General features: G+C 39.8%; 15 protein-coding genes. 3 read left to right on the plus strand and 12 right to left on the minus strand.

Annotated elements, in window-relative coordinates; all coding sequences use genetic code 11:
• Window positions 1-3 precede the first annotated feature (3 nt).
• The 12 genes from AB0756_RS05425 to AB0756_RS05480 all read right to left on the minus strand — a co-directional run bounded on the left by AB0756_RS05425 (window position 4) and on the right by AB0756_RS05480 (window position 15,135).
• Window positions 4-1,242 carry a GAF domain-containing sensor histidine kinase gene (locus tag AB0756_RS05425; RefSeq protein ID WP_050046313.1) on the minus strand — a complete coding sequence of 413 codons (1,239 nt, stop codon included), beginning with the start codon at window positions 1,240-1,242 and terminating at the stop codon, window positions 4-6.
• 375 nt (window positions 1,243-1,617) lie between these two features.
• A complete protein-coding gene (locus tag AB0756_RS05430) occupies window positions 1,618-3,009 on the minus strand; it encodes a UDP-glucose dehydrogenase family protein (protein WP_038087445.1) in 1,392 nt (463 codons plus the stop codon).
• Between the two features lie 33 nt (window positions 3,010-3,042).
• Window positions 3,043-3,993, minus strand: a complete 951-nt coding sequence (locus AB0756_RS05435; RefSeq protein WP_038087441.1) for a UDP-glucuronic acid decarboxylase family protein — start codon at window positions 3,991-3,993, stop codon at window positions 3,043-3,045.
• Window positions 3,994-4,052: 59 nt separating this feature from the next.
• The gene (locus AB0756_RS05440; RefSeq protein ID WP_038087507.1) at window positions 4,053-5,087 is read right to left on the minus strand and encodes a glycosyltransferase family 2 protein; all 1,035 of its coding nucleotides are present in this window, start codon (window positions 5,085-5,087) and stop codon (window positions 4,053-4,055) included.
• A gap of 83 nt (window positions 5,088-5,170) precedes the next feature.
• Window positions 5,171-6,205, minus strand: a complete 1,035-nt coding sequence (locus AB0756_RS05445) for a glycosyltransferase family 2 protein (protein ID WP_038087438.1) — start codon at window positions 6,203-6,205, stop codon at window positions 5,171-5,173.
• A 348-nt stretch (window positions 6,206-6,553) separates the two neighbouring features.
• Window positions 6,554-7,558, minus strand: coding sequence for an NAD-dependent epimerase (locus AB0756_RS05450; RefSeq protein WP_038087435.1), 1,005 nt, complete (start codon window positions 7,556-7,558; stop codon window positions 6,554-6,556).
• Between the two features lie 30 nt (window positions 7,559-7,588).
• Window positions 7,589-8,578 (minus strand): glycosyltransferase family 2 protein, encoded by a 990-nt coding sequence (locus tag AB0756_RS05455; RefSeq protein ID WP_038087431.1) that lies wholly within the window; start codon window positions 8,576-8,578, stop codon window positions 7,589-7,591.
• Between the two features lie 41 nt (window positions 8,579-8,619).
• A complete protein-coding gene (locus tag AB0756_RS05460; protein WP_038087428.1) occupies window positions 8,620-9,885 on the minus strand; it encodes a lipopolysaccharide biosynthesis protein in 1,266 nt (421 codons plus the stop codon).
• Between the two features lie 50 nt (window positions 9,886-9,935).
• A complete protein-coding gene (locus tag AB0756_RS05465; RefSeq protein ID WP_038087425.1) occupies window positions 9,936-11,228 on the minus strand; it encodes an O-antigen ligase family protein in 1,293 nt (430 codons plus the stop codon).
• A 16-nt stretch (window positions 11,229-11,244) separates the two neighbouring features.
• The gene (locus AB0756_RS05470; protein WP_038087423.1) at window positions 11,245-12,672 is read right to left on the minus strand and encodes a GumC family protein; all 1,428 of its coding nucleotides are present in this window, start codon (window positions 12,670-12,672) and stop codon (window positions 11,245-11,247) included.
• A 383-nt stretch (window positions 12,673-13,055) separates the two neighbouring features.
• Complete coding sequence (locus tag AB0756_RS05475; protein WP_038087420.1) at window positions 13,056-14,297, minus strand: hypothetical protein; 1,242 nt, start codon at window positions 14,295-14,297, stop codon at window positions 13,056-13,058.
• A 325-nt stretch (window positions 14,298-14,622) separates the two neighbouring features.
• Window positions 14,623-15,135, minus strand: coding sequence for a hypothetical protein (locus tag AB0756_RS05480; RefSeq protein WP_038087418.1), 513 nt, complete (start codon window positions 15,133-15,135; stop codon window positions 14,623-14,625).
• Between the two features lie 420 nt (window positions 15,136-15,555).
• Here AB0756_RS05480 and AB0756_RS05485 point away from each other — a divergent pair, with 420 nt between their 5' ends.
• From AB0756_RS05485 to AB0756_RS05495, 3 genes are all read left to right on the plus strand, one after another.
• A complete protein-coding gene (locus AB0756_RS05485; RefSeq protein WP_167844635.1) occupies window positions 15,556-15,696 on the plus strand; it encodes a hypothetical protein in 141 nt (46 codons plus the stop codon).
• Window positions 15,697-15,763: 67 nt separating this feature from the next.
• A complete protein-coding gene (locus AB0756_RS05490; protein ID WP_167844634.1) occupies window positions 15,764-17,770 on the plus strand; it encodes a protein kinase domain-containing protein in 2,007 nt (668 codons plus the stop codon).
• 95 nt (window positions 17,771-17,865) lie between these two features.
• Window positions 17,866-18,726, plus strand: a complete 861-nt coding sequence (locus AB0756_RS05495) for a hypothetical protein (RefSeq protein WP_038087415.1) — start codon at window positions 17,866-17,868, stop codon at window positions 18,724-18,726.
• The last annotated feature ends 45 nt before the right edge of the window (window positions 18,727-18,771 follow it).

The following is an 18,771-nucleotide window of genomic DNA, read 5'->3' on the forward strand; positions in this document are numbered from 1 at the left end:
TAGTTATATAAAGCTGTTTCGTCCTTCCAATCTCGATCTTTCTTCAGTGACAGGCAGAGTAAACCAGAAAGTGCTACCGCCATCAAGATTGCTTTCGACGCCAATGTTACCTCTATGAGCCTCTACAATTTGGCGACACAAGTAAAGCGCAGGACCAGATCTGCTGAGCCGCCCTCGTCCTTGAGTTAGGCGATGGAAAACCCTTTCTCGTTCTTGGGGCGTCATTCCCTGTCCCTTGTCGCGTACTGATATTTTGACTTCGTTCACTCCAAGTGGTACTATGTCAAGGATAACCTGTTTATCTGCAAAGCTTACTTTAATAGCATTATCAAGTAAATTTTCTACCACTCTCTGAATTTCTATCTCATCACCACAAACTATTGGTAATGAAGGAGAGATATTGTAAGTTATCTCGCATTTCTGCTTGGCAATGATATGGCTTTCTGCAATCGCTCCAACAAAGATTTTTTCCCAGTTAAGGATTTCCCAATTAAGGTTTTGAGCAACATTGGTTTTATAGCGAGAAATATCTATAAGAGCTTCTACAAGCTTGAGAAGGTCTTCATTGGTTTGACAATAATCTTCAAGCACATCTCGCAAAAGGTCACTTATGGGACCAAAAGCTCCACCTAGCATAGAACGCAAAATACTGCGAGTGCCCAGTAAAGGAGTACGCAAATCGTGAGAAAAGGCACAGATGAGATCTTCAATCTGCTGCCGATTCAAGGTAGATATACGTGTTAAAATGTCTGTATTGCGCCTTAACTCCAATTGCGCTATAACTTGATGGCTCAAGGCACGTAATGCTTCTACTTGTTCCAAACTTAACTCTCGTGGAACCCGATCGATGACACAAAGTGTTCCCAGTGCATATCCTTCTGGTGTAATCAGAGGAGCACCAGCATAAAACCGAATGTGAGGCGCAGACGTGACCAAAGGATTGGTGGCGAACCGACTGTCAAGCCACGTATCTGGAACAATCAAAATGTCATTTGGCTGCAAAATTGCGTGGGTACAGAATGACACCTTCCTTAAGGTTGAATCAACATCCAATCCTATTTTAGCTTTGAACCACTGCCGATACTCATCAACCAAGGTGATTAAAGCTATGGGAGTGTTACAAATTTGTGCTGCTAAACGGGTGAGGTCATCGAAAGCAACTTCACGGGCAGTGTCCAAAATCTGGTATTGACGGAGGGCTGCGAGTCTCTGCAATTCATTGTAAGGGAGTGTAGATGCCATTTATTTTTTCTAACTACCTCTACTCAGACTTGGAACTTTAACATTTCTTAATTACATACTCATTTTAATTTTCACAGATTACAATATTTCAGTACTTTTAACCTCTATCATAGGTTAGAAAAGTATATTCTTTTGTAAACACACCTCTTTTAAGGATTGTCAGGAAATTAATTATCCCAAGAATGTAGAAGGGGCGTTCTGCCCCCACTACAGAAAATTTGGCATATTTTTCTTGGCAAGCCCCTTGCTAGTTGCAAATACCCTTTCTCACTACTCTTAAAAATCGGGAGTCAGGAAGAGGAATTCTCATGAGAGTTGAAGAAATGTTTTTCTAGAAACAGCCCAAGTGTGAAAAAGTAGAGGCAGATCCGTGTTTTATCGCCCAATTCCTACATAATAGAATCCAGCGAGTTGTAATTCTTGAGGATTGAGGAAGTTACGACCATCAATCATAACAGGGCTGTTCATTAAAGTTGCCATCTTCCGATAGTCCAAATGGCGGAATTGTTGCCAGTCTGTGACCAGTACCAATGCATCGCAACCATCAGCCAAACGTTCTGGATCGGTTTCTACTAGAACGCCTGATAAACCATCACGCAAACCGCTTTGTGAAACAATAGGGTCGTATGCCTTAACTTTAGTGCCCAATCTGTTGAGATTTTCTATCAAGTTTAATGCTGGAGCATCGCGCATATCATCTGTATCGGGCTTAAAGGTCAAACCGAGCAGTCCTACTGTTTTGCCTTTAAGGATTTTTAGAACCTGCTGAAGTTTTTCGATGGCGATCGAGCGCTGACGTTGGTTGATACTTACCGCAGCTTTCAGCAGATGAGCCTCGTAGCCATAGTCATCAGCAGTGTGAATGAGAGCAGAGACATCTTTGGGGAAACAGGAACCACCCCAACCGATACCAGCTTGCAAAAATTTGTGACCGATACGGGAGTCTAAACCAATTCCTTTAGCAACTTGGGTGACATCAGCCCCAACGCGATCGCAAATATTAGCAACTTCATTAATAAAGCTAATCTTAGTTGCCAAAAATGCATTAGCAGCGTATTTGATCATCTCAGCAGAACTGAGGTCAGTCACAACGACAGGTACTGATGGTAAAGATGGGTCAGTCGCAAACTTTCGTTCCACAATGGGGGCGTACAGTTCCTTCATCATGGCGATCGCTTTCGGGCTATTGCTACCCAATACAATTCGATCGGGATTAAAGGTATCATACACGGCTGACCCTTCGCGCAAAAACTCTGGATTGCTAACTACGTCAAACAAGGGTAGCTTCTCCACAACCGCCTGACTACTACCAGTACCACCTGCTGCAACCAGTACCTTTTGACGTTCTGCAATGCCATCAAGTACAATCATCCGCACCCAGTCACCAGAGCCAATGGGTACTGTAGATTTATTGACGATGACTTTATAGCCTCCGTTCAAATGCGCCCCAATTCCTCGAGCAACAGCTTCTACATAACGAGTATCGCTTTCGCCTGTAGGTAAAGGAGGTGTCCCTACCGCAATAAACAGAATTTCACCATGAGTGACTCCTGCACTCATATCCGTAGTGAATTCAATGTTTCCAGACTGAATGGCTGATTGCATAATTTCCGATAGACCGGGCTCGAAAATTGGTGCTTGACCAGCCTTCATTAATTTAACTTTTTCTTCGTTGTTATCTACACAGATGACATGATGACCAATATGTGCCAAGCAAGCACCTGTTACCAAACCTACGTATCCAGTACCAATAACACAAACGCGCATATTCTTTGTTCCTCTAAATTTTTATTTCACTTACTAACTGACCGCAGACATTTTCTTCTCAGTTATGCGATCCCGGAAATTTTCTACTGTTAGTTTTAACCCTTCTTTCAAAGGAACATGAGGTTCCCAGTTGAGGTAAGTCCTGGCTCGTGTAATATCTGGGCGGCGGCGGCGCGGATCGTCTTGAGGCAGTGGTTTAAAGTTAATCTGTGCTTTGGGATTTACTAACTCTTGAACAGCAGTAGCCAATTCTAAAATGGTGTATTCTTCTGGATTTCCTAAATTAATAGGACCAATGCGATCGCCATTCATCAGCCGTATTAGCCCTTCTACTAAGTCTGAAACATAGCAAAAACTGCGGGTTTGCGAACCATCACCATACACGGTTAAAGGTATGTCCCGCAATGCTTGAGTAACAAAATTGCTAACCACTCGACCATCGTTTTCCAGCATTCTCGGACCATAGGTATTGAAGATCCGGGCAACCCGAATTGCGACATCATTTTGTCGGTGATAGTCAAAAGCGAGAGTTTCAGCAATCCGTTTGCCTTCGTCGTAGCAAGAGCGAATTCCAATTGAATTGACGTTACCCCAGTACTCTTCTGATTGGGGATGAACTTCTGGATCGCCGTACACTTCTGATGTTGATGCTAAGAGAAATCGGGCTTTCACACGCTTGGCCAGCCCTAGCATGTTTAATGTCCCCATCACGTTGGTTTTAACAGTCTTGACTGGGTTGTACTGGTAGTGTACCGGAGAAGCAGGACACGCTAGGTGATAAATTTGATCGACTTCTAACCGAATTGGTTCAGTGATATCATGACGGATAAGTTCAAAGTATGGATGCTCCATCCACTTCAGGATATTCTCCTTATGACCAGTGTAGAAGTTATCCAAGCAAATCACTTCGTGTCCCTCTACCATCAATCGGTCGATAAGATGGGAACCAATAAATCCAGCACCGCCAGTTACTAATATTCTCATAAAAACCTTGAAGGACCTTAAAAAACCCTAGCTTAAAACTGGGAAGAGAAACTCCAGAACTAACTAGACTGCTCTTGCATAATGCGGCGTTTCTGGGTTGCGCCTGTTGTTTTTAAAGCAAGAGATTCAATTTGGCTGTACAGAGACTGAGGCAACAGTAACAAGAAATATGCAGCACCTACAGTCAAAAGCGTTCGACGGGGTTCGTTGAAAAAAATACGCCAGTTGGTTTTCAGAGCCTGATTGACTAGTTTTACTGCCATTGCACTGTCTTGCAGCGTAACTGCCCGGCGGGCTAAATACCTCAACTGATAAGCTCTTGCTAATGTTGCCCATTGGTTAACTATTTCTGGAGCGTATAAACGGGCTCTATTCAGCATCAATTCCCAAGAGTCTAATTGCTTAAGTAAGTTTGCTGAAAGTCCTCCTGAATTTACCCTATATAAGGTCAGGGCTTCAGGAATACCCTCTATTTGTAAATTACTTTTAACAGACATCCGAAACCAACATTCAACATCTGTTGAGTCGCCATTTGTATGGCGCGATCGCTCATCAAAGTAAAAATCCTCAACAGTACCGTAAAGATCGTCTTGGAATTTTATCGCCTCAAAAACTTCTCTGCGAATGACAGCAGCAGAACCATTGCTAATGGGATTTCGGCAAAGGATAATTGCTGAAGTAATGCCCTCAATTTGAGGCATTTGATAAATACCCAAGGGCTTGCCATTGTCATCGATAAATGCAGAACGGCTAAAGCTGACCCCTACGTTAGGTGAATTATTTAAATGTTGAACATGTTTTTCTAATTTTTCTGGTAGCCAAAGGTCGTCAGCATCTAGAAGTGTCAAATAATCTCCTTTGGCATGGCGAATACCAGTATTTCTTGCACCTGGTAAGCCACGATTTGTTTGACGAATAATCCTAATTCTGGGATCTGCGAATTGCTGACAAATTTCTATACTTCTATCAGGAGAACCATCGTCAATAATGAGAATTTCAATATTTTTATAAGTTTGGTCAAGAGCAGATTGTACTGTAGCAGCAATATATTTTTCAGCTTTATATACTGGTATGATAACAGAGACAGTTTTCATTTGAACAATCACCTTATTCTGTAGTAGAACGATATGGGTAAGAATTTCAGGTATGTAGAGACCAACACTCATGAGTCTTTACATTAGGTTGTAGATCGGGAAGGACTTTCAAGAATGTATCGTCTTTGGAGCGTTCCTGTAATTTTTGCTACAACCTTCTCTATATTGGTGTAAGCAGATGGGGGTAGGAGCCAAAGCAAATAAGCTGCTACGAAAGTCATAAATGTAGGACGTGGTTCTTCAACCAAGATGCGCCAGTGAGTCGCTAGCGCCCGATTAATTAATTTCACAGCTACAACTCCTTCTGCTTGCAGTCGTACTGCTCTACGAGCTAAATGCCGCATTTGATAAGCTCTAGATTGATTTGCTCGCTGTGCCATCAATTCGGGCGCGTAGGAGCTTACTCGCTCAATCACCTTTTCCCAAGCTTCTATTTTCTTAAACCAGTTGCATGAAAGTGTTCCATCAATGACTCGGTAAAGCGTTAGAGCTTCAGGAATCCCCTCAATTTGCCAAGGAGTCTGAAGCGCTATACGTAGCAGAAGTTCCATGTCCTGTGACATACGAAAGCGTTCTTCAAAGTAGAAGTCTTCTACAAAACCATGAATGTTATCCTGAAACTTAATACTTTCAAACACTTCTCGTCGATAGACTCCAGCAGAGCCATTTCCAACCGGATCGTGGCAAAGTAAATAAGGTGGAGTAATTCCACTCAGTTTGGGCAAATGGTAAGTTCCTAAAGGTTGCCCAACTTCATTGATAAAAGCCGAGAGGCTAAAGCTTACTCCCACATCTGGCGATTTATCAAGATGCTCGATATGTTTTTCTAGCTTTTCTGGTAACCACAAATCGTCAGCATCTATCAAAGCCAGATATTCTCCTTTCGCATGACGAATACCAGTATTTCTAGCTCCAGCTAAACCGCGATTTTCCTGGTGAATAATTTTAATTCTAGAGTCTGTAAACTGTCGGCAAATTTCTATACTGCGGTCTGGGGAACCATCATCAACAATGATAACTTCAAAATTTTTATAAGTTTGTTCCAACACTGACTGCAGTGTAGCAGCTATATATTTTTCTGCTGCGTATACTGGAATAATTACAGAAATTTTTTTCATCTTTAAGACCGACTTTATTTCAGTCACGCTCTTAAGTTGTACTGTTAATAAACTAATCTTTGATATAGCAATGGAAATACTATCTGCTGGCTACAATCTCAATCTTCCGCTGATAGCATTCCATACAGGTGAGAGAACTATCCGTCTGGATATCCGCTTATAACTCTCTTCTCAAACCTCTGTGTGCTATACATCTCTGTGGTTAACAAATTACTTTTGAACCTTTTAGGCGCTGCGATCGCAGAGAAAGAAGTTGAGGCATCGGCTACCCGTATCAAAATTTTATGAGTTACCTTGACAGGGCTAGAAAAGGGATGAAAAAATAAAAGACCAATGACCAAGGATGGTCTAATGAACGCTAGTTAACTGATTTGACGCCATATATTCACGATACCATTTTACAAAATGATGAATACCTTCTTCAATTGAAGTCGTTGGCTTAAATCCCACATCATGGATTAAGTCGTCCACATCAGCGTAGGTAGTCAAAACTTCCCCTGGTTGCATCGGTAAGAAGTTTTTCTTGGCTTCTTTACCCAAAGTCTTTTCAATAACCTTAATAAAAGTCATCAACTCTACTGGTTGATTATTACCAATGTTGTAAAGCTTATAAAGTGCTTGACTACCTTGCACGCTTGCTGTTTGGGGTGGTCTGTGCATTACCCGAAATACTCCCTCAATGATATCATCAATATAAGTAAAATCTCGTTGCATTGTGCCAAAATTGTAGACATCAATAGGCTTACCTCGGTCAATCGCTTGCACGAATTTGAAATATGCCATGTCTGGTCGTCCCCAAGGACCGTAGACTGTGAAAAAACGCAATCCTGTCATGGGTATTTGGTAAAGATGGCTGTAAGTATGTGCCATCAGTTCGTTGGCTTTCTTGGTAGCGGCGTAAAGAGAGACGGGGCGATCGACATTATCGCTGACAGCAAAGGGAACTTTGGTATTTGCACCATACACAGAACTCGAAGAGGCAAACACTAGATGCTGAATTTGACTGTGGCGACATCCTTCTAGAAGATTAATAAAACCTGTGATGTTGCTGTCTACATAAGCCAAGGGGTTTTCGAGTGAGTAGCGTACACCTGCTTGGGCGGCAAGATGGACTATGTAGTCGAAGGAGTAGTTTTGGAAAAGTTGGGTAACGCCAATGCGATCGCTTAAATCCAAAAACTGAAATTTAAACCCTGGGTGAGGAACTAGCCGTTCTAACCGAGCTTTTTTTAGCCTAACATCATAGTAATCATTAAAGTTATCGATACCAAAGACTTCCAGCCCTTCTTGAAGAAGACGTTGTGCTAAGTGATAGCCAATAAATCCAGCAACCCCAGTAACCAGTACTTTCATTGTTAATATTCCTTAAAATTTGCACTCTTTCTAAGATATAGAAGCTTTCTCATCATGAGAGCCTCGAATAGCAGTAGCACTAGCTTTGCTTATTCCTTGGAGAAAGTTGTTAGCAATTTTAGGCGAAACTATTCGTTTCAATAAAAACTTCAACATTAATTTTTGAGTTTTTTTATCCAGTAAAGTCTGTGGATGAGCATGAATTGCCATCATCAACTTCTGACCAGCCTGCTTTACTCCATCGATTCCGGGAACACGTGTTAAGCATAAGTGGGCTGAATATTGATAGGCATTAGCTAAGCTCTGATTTTTGAGCGATTGGAATTCCGGAGGTGCTGCTTGAAATGCTCGCTCGAGAACAATGAGCTTGCATTTTTCCATAAACTCCATCTTAGACGACATCGAGCTTGAAGATTGACGATAAAAAATTTGGGGCTTGGGAACAACAACAAAATGCCAAAGTGCTGCTAATCGCACCCAATAATCCCAATCCGCAGAACCTCCTGCAGGAGGATAAAATTCTCCTACCGACTCAATTGCTTGCTTGCGAATCAGAGGATTTGAGCCACTAGCAAGGAAATTTTTGACTAACAACTTGCTATAAACATTTCCTTCAAAATATATAGGCTCATCTGCATGAAAAGATTTTCCTTGTTCGTCCATAAAGTGAGTCCAGCTATAAGCAACACCTGCTTCTGGACGCTGTTGTAAGGCTGCAAGTTGCAGTTGTAACTTATCTGGTGACCATAAATCGTCAGCATCAAGAAATGCTAGAAATTCTCCAGTGGCGCGAGCCATTCCACGATTGCGAGCGACTGGTAAACCACCATTATCATAAGAAAAAATTTTGAGACGAGAATCTGCGATCGCATTAAGTACTTCTAAAGTCCTGTCGGTTGAACCATCATCAATAACAATTATTTCAAAATCTGAAAAAGTTTGTCGCTGAACTGACTCAATCGTTTGTAAGATAGTATGTTCGGCGTTATAAGCAGGGATGATAACAGATATAGTTGGCACAAAAATTTACCTCTATGTAATAGAACAAGGACAAGACTTCTTCAAACTAGTGAAGGCGATTTTCTAACAAAAACGTATTTGATAGCCCAAATAGTAAACACAGGCATTGCTAACCCATGAGTCATAAGTACTGCTACAGCTACCCAAAAGATTCCCCATTTCACGGCAATCAGTAAAGAAAATGCGAATATTACCGTGAAAATCAGATCCCAGTAAAAGTTGATGTGAGTTTTATCCCTAGCTTGGAGTAGTAAAGAAGCAGCAATAGCAAAAGGACGCGGTAGAGCCGAAAGACATATCAAAACTAAGATAGGAATTGCCGACAACCACTTTTGTCCAAAAACAATTGGTACATAAAATGGGGCTAAACTTGACTGTAGAAAAACGAGTGGAATTACAACTAGAGCAATTGTTTTCAGACCGCTAAAAAATCGTCTTTTAAGTTGTTTGATGTCTTCACGAACTGCACAAAGATGAGGATACATAGCCCAAATAAATGAAGTCATAACATTGAGGCTGATCCCCAGTCCAGCATTAAAGGCGAAATAATAAAGCCCAAGGGCGTCAATACCAAGAAAACGTCCAATCAGTAAATAATCTAAATTACTTCTTAGCTTATTTAATAGTTCACTTCCAAGAACATTTTTAGCAAAATTAGCAATTTCACGCCATCGGTAAAGAGTAAAAGACTTAGTCACTCGCCAAGGATGGTTCCTACGATTGATTGCGACCCAAATAGGAGACGTTAGGACAACTGGTAATACTACAGCCCACATTCCCAGCCCTAGTAATGCCAAACCTATAGTTAAAAGATTGCCAAGTAAAGATTGCGTAACAGTACACAGTGCTAATATGTTGAGTCTGTTTTCTCTCTGAATCAATGCACATTGAATCATGTAAGTTGGCAACATTAAATAAACTGTAGCAACTATACAAATAGGCAATATAACTTGCGTATTTCCGTAAAACCAAGCAATAGGAAAGGCAGCCATACACTGAATGATAAAAAGCGAGCCGCATAAAATCCAATTAAGCCAGTACGCTGTATTGGATAGAACTTCAACATCACTTTCTTCGGCTTGAATAAGTTTAGCTCCAATCCCAGCTTTAAGGCTAAAAACATCTGCAAAATCTTTCGTAGTCAGAACAACTGCTGCCAGACCGTAATCGTAAGGACTTAACAGGCGAGCTAGAGTAACTGTTGTTGCCAAGCGGAAAATGCGATTCGCTAACTCTGCTCCCCCTAGCGAGCTAAAATTTCTAATAAATTGATTGGAGAATTTTTGCTTAAGCTGGCTGATTAACATATTTGTTGTCCTTAGAAGACAATTATATATTTTTCCTGTAAAATTGATTTTTAAACATATGTTTTCTCTGGTGTTCTATCCCAAGGAACATTAGGAGCTTGTACTTCTCCTTTAAGTGCCATTCCCATAACGATTAAACCAGGCCAATATAGATATGCCAAACGCTGTTGGCTATCATTAAAAGTAAAGAGAAATAAAGTTAAAAGAAAAGACAATGCTATCCTAGCAGTTGCGCTTTTATGTGCTTTGATTGCCAAACTGATAATACTCAATACCATTGGTAATAAAAAAGCGATAAAACCAACTAACCCCTTTATAAATAAAAGACCAAACCAGGTATGATGAGAGCCGATGGGCATTGTTGCCACTACTTTAGGACCTGGTACCTCCGGAACTCCATGACCCCATATAGGAGCTTCTTGCCAACGCTCTGAAGCTATTTCAGCTAAAGCTTCATGCACTCGTGAAGAATCTGGTCTGGCATTATGAAACATATCATAAGCATCTCTACCAGCACCAAGAAGTACCGTGCTAAAAATACCTGAGAAAAAGCTAATTAACCCGATCGCAATTGGGGTGACGGCTTTAGTAATTTTTGAGATAAACAAAACTGATACGAAAACTATTGGTATAGCTATAAAAGACAAGCGAGAAACTGACACAACACTCATAGCTAAAGAGCCAATTATACCAATCCTGCGCCACGTTTTGTTAGGCTCTCCGAGAGCAAGGAAGAAGTAGATGTTTCCAATTAAACCTAAAGCAGGTCCCCAAGGAGCAAATAGAAACAGACGTAGCTCATTTGTGCCATACTCAATACTATAAAGATTTACAGTATAAAAAAGATCTCCATTCTGTATTAGTCTTTCGATTGGAGAAGAAAAGAGTACCTCAGGCAACTTTAGTATCCAAGTGAGATAAAAAAAGGGGATTACAATTAAACTTTGAAGACATAATATACAGACTGCTCGATAAATTAATTGTGGTCTAATATTAAGACAACCACTTAGAGGAAATAGTGCTAGCAATGCCCAGTCTGTACCCCAATTTATTAACGATCTAATGGTTTGGTTAGTACCAACATCAGAGTCAATGCAACCTATAATCGTGGCAATTGCTATGACGAAAATACAGACAAGCCAAAGCCATAGTATCCAAGAAACATTAATTTTTTTTTCAATAGGAGTATGCTTTGTTTGGTTCCAAAGTCTCTTGCATAGGTAAAAAAATAGTATCCACCCTAAAACGAAATTTACCGGATATATCAAAGCCAAAAAATAAAATCCATAGGTGCCAATTATAGAATACCAAATCAGACGTTCTTCAAAGTTTTGAGGTTTCATTGTCCATTGTCTTCCTCTATCTATTTACAGTCGTATCAGATATAGAATTTTTGCGCTCGCGCCACCAAAGTAATACGAGTCCAAGAGATACAAAAAAGGAGCCGCCAGCTGAGCCTATTAAAACTAATTTTTCTTTTGGTGAACTTGGAGTATCGGGTAATGTAGGTTGTATAACAATTTGAATGAGTGGATAAGAGCCAAAGGTATTCGACTTGCCAAGATCGAGTTTGGTTAAAGTAGAGGAAAAGACTGCTTCAGCAATTTGCGTATTGCGCTTGAGAGAATCCAAAGTGACTTGCTGCTGTGTTAGAGCCTTAAGTCTACCCTCAAGCTGAGCAATCTGTTGTTCTATTGCTTGAGCTTGGGCTGTGAAACCCTTTTGGTCTGCTTGAACTGTAACAAGTTGTTGGAAAAGAATATCACGAGGAGCGGTGTTACCAGAATTATTACTACTAAGGTTTAATTGCTTTAGGGTTGCTAAACTAACCGATCGCCCCAAAAGAGACTGACCTCGGGCTAGCAAAGCCTCTTGAGCCGCATCTCGCTTGGCTTTCTCGGTAATTAATGTAGGGTGGTTGGGTAAAAATTTGGATTCTAGTACGACCACTGCAGCGCTAGCATCGCTATAGCTTTTTAAGTTCTGTTGAAATATCTGATCCGTTTGAAGGACAAAAGCATCTGAAGCTTGACTTGCAGATAGTTTTAAATTAGCCGATAATTGTGCTAGACGAGTACTAGCCTGTTTCTGTTGGGCTAATATTTCGGCTCGTTGTCTGCGTAGCTGTTCAATATTCTTTGTCAGATCGCTAATTTGATTTTCCGAACTCAAACCCGAACGTGCTTTGTAATCAGAAAGGTTTTTCTGAGCAGATTCCAATTTTTTTTGGGAAGAAGTCAGGGTAGTTTGGTAACCTACATCTCTTTGAATAACTTCTTGAGATCTCAGATCGTTGAGTCTTGCTTGAAAGGCTTGGTAGAAAGCTAAAGATTTATTTTGTGCTTCTTGGGGACTTGTACCTTGGAAATCAATACTCATAATAGAGGTATTGACGATTACCTTAATCCGAGGTTCGCCAAACTCTTCTAAAGACATATTTAGCCGAGCTGCTGCTGCTTGCAATACTGGTTCGCTTTCAGCAATAAATTTATAAATTTCTCGCGGATCCTGAGTGGCAAGTGCAGCGTATGGAGATACATTTTCATAATTAGCTTGACCAATGCCTGGTAAATTGACATTGGTATTCGACCATGCTCCTGGTAAATTAAGAGCTGAAGAACTAGTATAGGTTGGTGGTGTCACCTTTAAATACAGAAAAGCTGAAACCCAAAAGGCTAAGTTAGTTGCTAGACCCAAAAGAAAGTAACGCTGCCAACGCCCTTGGTTCGCTCCTGATTTACGTGACCTGCTGGGGTAACCAGCAGAGATTTCTATAGAATTGGTCATTAACAATCCTCTCTATGGGAAACTAGCACAGATTGCAGCTTCTATAGGGTATTGCGCGATCGCCTGAAAGTACTTTAGGCTCAAGCTTGAGTAACCCGAGACATTTTCTGCAACTCTGAGTACCAGTTTCTTACTTAAACCACAGTAAAAATACTATCAGGTGGTTACGATCGCATTTTTACAGATAGTGTCCTCTGGGGAGCATCAGATTATCCACCTAGCTATCCATGAGAAACGAGAGGATTTAAGACATTTTCAAAAATTGCAGTCTGCATTGCATAAAACCCCAGTTAAGAGGAGTTGTCTCAAGCGTCTCTACATTATTTTTCACTCCTATGTATAACTCGCTTTTGTCTCTCTACAATCGCGTTGACACAACTTCGTTAAACCGAAAAAAGAAAATACTGGGGGTACATTCTCACAATTAAAGATGAGAGATAGAGCAAAACTGCCAACCCCAAAGTTGCCCAAGCCCAGCTTTGCTTTTTCCAAGGGAGTTCCCAATATTTCTCTAAGAGATACAGGAAAAAGAATGTTCCTCCAATACCTTGCAGTTGGGTAATATGCCAAACTGAACCAATAAAGAGCGCTCCAATACCAGAAACAATGGTTAATACTTGCAGTCCTATATAATGCCATAGGTTTTTGTGACCGTGCCACTTTGATGCAAGCACTAACAAACCTGTGAAATATACAAATACACCCATAAACAGTGCCCCAGAGGAGAAAATGTTAAGGTAGGCAATGTCTGTTTGACTTATTTTCAGCCCGACATAAAACACCAACAGCAAGAAAGAAGCGGCGGTTGTCTGAGGAATTACTTTTCTTTCTCTAAAACCAATAAAATACTGTAATGGCATGACTGCTACTGAGAAACCCAAAAATGTCTCTAGAGCAATAACTGCTAAAAATGCGATCGCAATGCTGTTGTAAGCAATTGCTACGGCTGCCCAAATACAGAAAAGAAGAAAAGCATACAGAGAAAACCTATTGATTTTGCTTTCTTCATAAAACTGTTGAAGTGCCTGTTGGTGTAAATATTCACTCAATGTCAATGCTCCAATTAAGCCCATACAACCGGGTAGAGCAATAAATCCAGCGATTTCAGGAGTAAACCATTGACCTCCAACAATCGACGCCAAACAGACACCATAAGTGACAATTTCATAGACTATAGGAGGGATGGCAAAGAGAATGGGTAGCAAATAAAGTGCAAAAAGCCAACCAATTGCGATCGTCAGTAAGATACTAGAGGTGAACCATATAATATTGACAAAAGTGAAAAAGCCAGCAATGTGCTGCTTGATTCCCGATCTTTGAACATCCTGCGGCTCGTTATAATTCTTTAACAAAGCCGTTAATTCCTCTGGCGCTACTGGTGAACCAAGCAGAGTTTCTGCATTTGTTAAGTAATATTTTCTTTGCGAGTTAGCTAAATCAACACTTAAGATACCTCGCGATTGTAGGTCATCAATTGTTGTCAGACTGCATTGAATGCTAGTGAGCTTTTGAGCTTGACTCGAAGTTAAATTGTGAAAATTAGTTTGAGCAAAAGCAGGTAATGGGACTTGTATTGATAATAGAATTATTATACTAATAAGTATACTTAGTAACTTACGTCTCATAAGCCACCCCCGCTTATCCTAGTCTTTCTTGGCTAAAAGGTAGCACAAACAACACAATCTCATGTGTTTATAAGTCCACTGATTGAAGTGTCACACCATCTTGTGAATTTTACAGGTGCGCGATCGCAATTCAAAAAGAACTTCAAGAGTTTGTAGAATTGTCGGCTGATAATAAGTTAAGTACTTTTAAAAAAATAGCATAAATATTAAGATAATAACTCAGTGAAGTAGCTCCAACAAATTCAACCTAAAATACTTTTAGGTGTGTAGTTGCAATGCATCTGCTAAAGTGCCACACAAACATTTTATGTTTTTTCAGGTTGAACTACTCACCAGATGGTTCTGCTTTTTCAACAGAATTATCATTCACCCCTAAAGTTAACTCTAAGGGCGTGCGTGATGGATACGCTTTGACAACTTCTCTATACACTTGATAGTTAGCAGGTAATGTCCTTTGTTCGCCACTCAACGTATACGTCAATTGGTAGTCAACAGATTTCAACAATTCAGGCTGACTGGCTTCCTGTCCCTGCTTTCTTTGTTCGACTTCATCCACTGAAGGTCTTGGCGGTAAAGCAGCCCACCACAGTCCTTTGTCATCAGGACCTGTGACTGCTCCTTCTGGCTTTATACCATTACGATTGAGTAAAGACGTAGTACCAAAAGTTTCAAAACGCGATGATGTTTCATTCGTTAGGTCGTTAGCATATTTAACTTGCCAAGTATACTGAGTGAGTGCTGTTGCTTCGTATTGAGTCGTGGTTAAGGTGGTGCAACCAGCCAGTGCGATCGCAGAAGCGATCGGTAATGTTAAAAGCAGAGATGTTGGTTGTTTCATGAGGATTGGGAATTCATCGCTAAGCTATACGTTTGCTTGTTTCGAGATCCGGAGGAGAGTATCCCTCTACCAGCTCTGTGAAGAGGAATTAGAGCAAGCATCTCATACCAATTCTATGTGAAGTTGCACATTAATTGCCCTCACTCTAGAAGAGTGGACGGCAGGCGCTACAACGGGGGGAACCCAGGGCGCTACAACGGGGGCACGGCGCTGCTCACCGCAACGCGCTGCCTTGGCTATACAAACATAGCCTGCGTAGGCAGGCTAGAAATTCTAATTTTTAGTGTTATCTCTAAAAATAGATGTTTATTAAAGAGCAAAAATACAGTATTAATACCTTGATATAAAATGTAAATTTTCATACACTTTTTAAATTCGCTAGGTATATTTGTTCAGTACTGTAGCTTCGGATATTGAGTCATGGTTAAGGTGGTACAACCAGCCTGTGCGATCGCAGAAGCGGATATAGATATTTCTACTTTTTCCAAAGCAAGTTCTTACAGAAGTCAAAAACTATTTTTTCGGAATTACCATCTTTGTAGTTGTAGTTTTTATAAATAACAAAGTAACTTTATCTGTGTCAAAATATTATCATTTTTAGTGATAATTAAGAAAAGGAGTATAAAGTATGGCAAAGAAGAAAATTTTAATTTTAGCATCGCTTCCTAATAACCATTCTTACCTAGATTTAAAGACTGAAATCAATAAAATTACGACTGCTTATGCTAAATTCAACCAACTTGAAAACACTATTAAAGAAAAAGGAAATAATGTATTTGAAATAACAACAATAAGTAATGTAAGTTTGAAAACTATGTCAGAAGCGATTCAAACAGAAAAGCCTTCTATAGTCCATTTTTGCGGACACGGTATGGAGAATGGCTGCTTAATATTCGAGAGTGATAATGGGACAGCAGAACCTGTAAAACCAGAAGGTTTGGCTGCTTTTTTTAAGCAACATACTAGTCATGTTCAATGTGTATTACTTAATGCTTGCTATTCAGCTAAAACTGCACATTTAATGTGCCAACATATTAATTATGTCATTGGTATGAACCAGGAGATTCTAGATGAATCTGCAATTAAATTTGCTGAAGGATTTTATGAATATATAGCTAACAGTCATATAAATAATCAAAATGCTATCCAACAATATAGTGAGATCGCAAAAGCTTTTGAATTAGGCAAAGCTCGCATTCAAGCTAAAGCAGAATCTAATTTTCAAGAGAAGATTCCAGTGTTGGAAATAAAACTTGCAGAAAAAAAGAAAAAACTAGTTTCTATATTACCGAAAGCAAGATACACATTAGATTTATCACCACCTAAAGAAGGTAGTCTGGCGATAGTTTTTAAAGCTAATGACAATATTTTAAAACGTGATGTAGCTATTAAAGTATTTTACGAAGAAAATTTACAGCAGCCGTTTGACAAAGGTATTCAAGAAGCAGTGAAAATTTCAGATAGGTCAAATTTTATTACTATTTATGATGTTAATTTAAATAAAATTCCTTACTACTATGTGATGCAGTATGTTGAAGGTAAAACCCTTCGAGAAAAAATTAATACTCGGGATAAGCTACGGTTTAACGACGCACTTAACATTATTGTAGCCATTGGGGATGCACTTCTTAGTATTTCGAGTTCAAATTCTATTTTTCCCAATACTACTCCTAATATCAAACCATCAAATATTATACTGAATGAAAAAAATGAACCTTTTATCTCACCTTTTAACTTGTTTGAAAGCTTGCATCAGAACGAAATAATACAAGAACTTAAAAAGATGTCTGATAAACAAAATGAATCAGACTCTTTAGAAGCGTCAGCATACCAACTTCCCGAACGCTTTAGTCATCATAACCCAAATCATCCAACGTTCGATCAATCTGCTCAATACCTGCTTGGAATTTTAGCGTATGAGATTCTCACAGGCAAGACACCACGTGTGCTGGAAGATTATCACAAATTGGAACAAGAAGGGGATAGTGCATTTAGAGATTTGCGTTCTTTGGAAGAGATTCGCAGTTGTCGTAACGATTGCCCGGAAATTCTTCAGAACACTATTTATAGAATGACAGAGCATGAACCAAAAAAACGTTATGCCACACTTGAGGATGCGTTAAAAATAATTCGGAATGTAAACTTTTATTTAAATACGGTCAAGGAAAGTTACATAAGGTGTCTAAACAAAAAAGACTCTGATAAGAGCTTTATTCAAATTTTTTATGATAAATTTATAGAAAAAGAGGATGTTAAGGCGCAATTTATAGGTTTTAACGAGCGAGAGTTAAATAATCAAGATAAAAGGTGGCATATACAGTATCAGCAACTTGAAGAAGCTATTATATTGTTATTCGCTTATTATGAACAGAAACAAAATTTGCCTGAGCAGAACGAGCAAGAAGAACCTAATATTCTCAGTCGGATAGCAAATTCTCACAGTAAGATTCCACATGAGTTCTATAGCACTTTTGTCTCTAATTTAATAGAAACAGTAAAAAACACAGATCCTGAGTGTACAAAGGAGTCTGAGAAAAACGAAAATTCAAGTTATACAAAACTAGTGACAGAGGCTTGGGAAGAAGTTTTACGTCCAGGAATTGAATATATGCAAAAATATCAAGGAAAAAAGTAAGAGCTTCGATATTAGCAATGTGGGATTTATATTCCCTATAATACATAATCACATGGCTTGGAACCGTGTGAGTGTCAACTAAATCACAAAAATTCATGACTGAGAAAATTCAGTATTTGCTAAAATTAGCAAAGCGCAATGCCGAAACTTACATCGCTAACCCAAAAACGAAAGCCGTCATGCTTACAGGGTCAGTTGCAGAAGGGCTGTGCGATGAATACTCTGATTGCGAGATGTGCATTTATTATGACGAATTACCCTCTGATGAGGAATTAGAGGAAGCGCGTCAGCGAAATCATGGGTCGGAGACATTGGGTATTTTGGGAGATCGGCTAGAGGGTGCGATCGGTCAGACTTACTTTGTGAATGGAGTTGAATGTCAGTTTGCTCATGCAACGATCGCACAATGGGAAAAGGAAATTTCAACTATCTTGGAGGGATTCGATCTTCAATCTCCAATGATAAAAACAATGACTGGAACGCTAATTGGAATTCCATTGTACGGCGAAACGCTGATTGAGAAGTGGAAAGCCAAAGTTGCGAATTATCCGGATGGGCTAGCACAGAAAATGGTCGAGCATTACCTCAAATTCTTCCCTATTTGGGGAATGCAGCCCAAGCTTGCTAGACGGGACACAACGCTCTGGTACTACCAAATCCTTGTTGAGTCAGCCCAAAATTTACTTGGTGTATTGTCTGGGTTGAACCGCTTGTATTATTCAACTTTTCAATTCAAGCGAATGAGCAGATTTATTGAGCAAATGAAGATTGTCCCTGAAAACCTTGCATCTCGTCTCGAAAGCTTGTTTCATCATGAAGCCCCCGTAGCTATCAATGAACTTGAAGCATTGGTACGAGAAACTATAGAGCTTGTAGAAATTTATATGCCTCACGTAGATACTTCCTTAGCAAGACAGAAATTAGGTTGGAGACAACAACCGTGGAAACAAGAGTGAATCAGATCGTGAAGAGTTTTAACTCACAAGCGTGTATCAATACTA

This window comes from Tolypothrix campylonemoides VB511288_2 (assembly GCF_045999855.1).
GTDB classification, from domain to species: domain Bacteria; phylum Cyanobacteriota; class Cyanobacteriia; order Cyanobacteriales; family Nostocaceae; genus Scytonema; species Scytonema bouteillei_A.

Excerpts from the sequence above, each read along its gene's own strand:
- AB0756_RS05425 (WP_050046313.1), bottom strand. The coding sequence starts at position 1,242 with ATGGCATCTACACTCCCTTACAATGAATTGCAGAGACTCGCAGCCCTC.
- AB0756_RS05430 (WP_038087445.1), bottom strand. The coding sequence starts at position 3,009 with ATGCGCGTTTGTGTTATTGGTACTGGATACGTAGGTTTGGTAACAGGT.
- AB0756_RS05435 (WP_038087441.1), bottom strand. The coding sequence starts at position 3,993 with ATGAGAATATTAGTAACTGGCGGTGCTGGATTTATTGGTTCCCATCTT.
- AB0756_RS05440 (WP_038087507.1), bottom strand. The coding sequence starts at position 5,087 with ATGAAAACTGTCTCTGTTATCATACCAGTATATAAAGCTGAAAAATAT.
- AB0756_RS05445 (WP_038087438.1), bottom strand. The coding sequence starts at position 6,205 with ATGAAAAAAATTTCTGTAATTATTCCAGTATACGCAGCAGAAAAATAT.
- AB0756_RS05450 (WP_038087435.1), bottom strand. The coding sequence starts at position 7,558 with ATGAAAGTACTGGTTACTGGGGTTGCTGGATTTATTGGCTATCACTTA.
- AB0756_RS05460 (WP_038087428.1), bottom strand. The coding sequence starts at position 9,885 with ATGTTAATCAGCCAGCTTAAGCAAAAATTCTCCAATCAATTTATTAGA.
- AB0756_RS05465 (WP_038087425.1), bottom strand. The coding sequence starts at position 11,228 with ATGAAACCTCAAAACTTTGAAGAACGTCTGATTTGGTATTCTATAATT.
- AB0756_RS05470 (WP_038087423.1), bottom strand. The coding sequence starts at position 12,672 with ATGACCAATTCTATAGAAATCTCTGCTGGTTACCCCAGCAGGTCACGT.
- AB0756_RS05475 (WP_038087420.1), bottom strand. The coding sequence starts at position 14,297 with ATGAGACGTAAGTTACTAAGTATACTTATTAGTATAATAATTCTATTA.
- AB0756_RS05480 (WP_038087418.1), bottom strand. The coding sequence starts at position 15,135 with ATGAAACAACCAACATCTCTGCTTTTAACATTACCGATCGCTTCTGCG.
- AB0756_RS05485 (WP_167844635.1), top strand. The coding sequence starts at position 15,556 with ATGGTTAAGGTGGTACAACCAGCCTGTGCGATCGCAGAAGCGGATATA.
- AB0756_RS05490 (WP_167844634.1), top strand. The coding sequence starts at position 15,764 with ATGGCAAAGAAGAAAATTTTAATTTTAGCATCGCTTCCTAATAACCAT.
- AB0756_RS05495 (WP_038087415.1), top strand. The coding sequence starts at position 17,866 with ATGACTGAGAAAATTCAGTATTTGCTAAAATTAGCAAAGCGCAATGCC.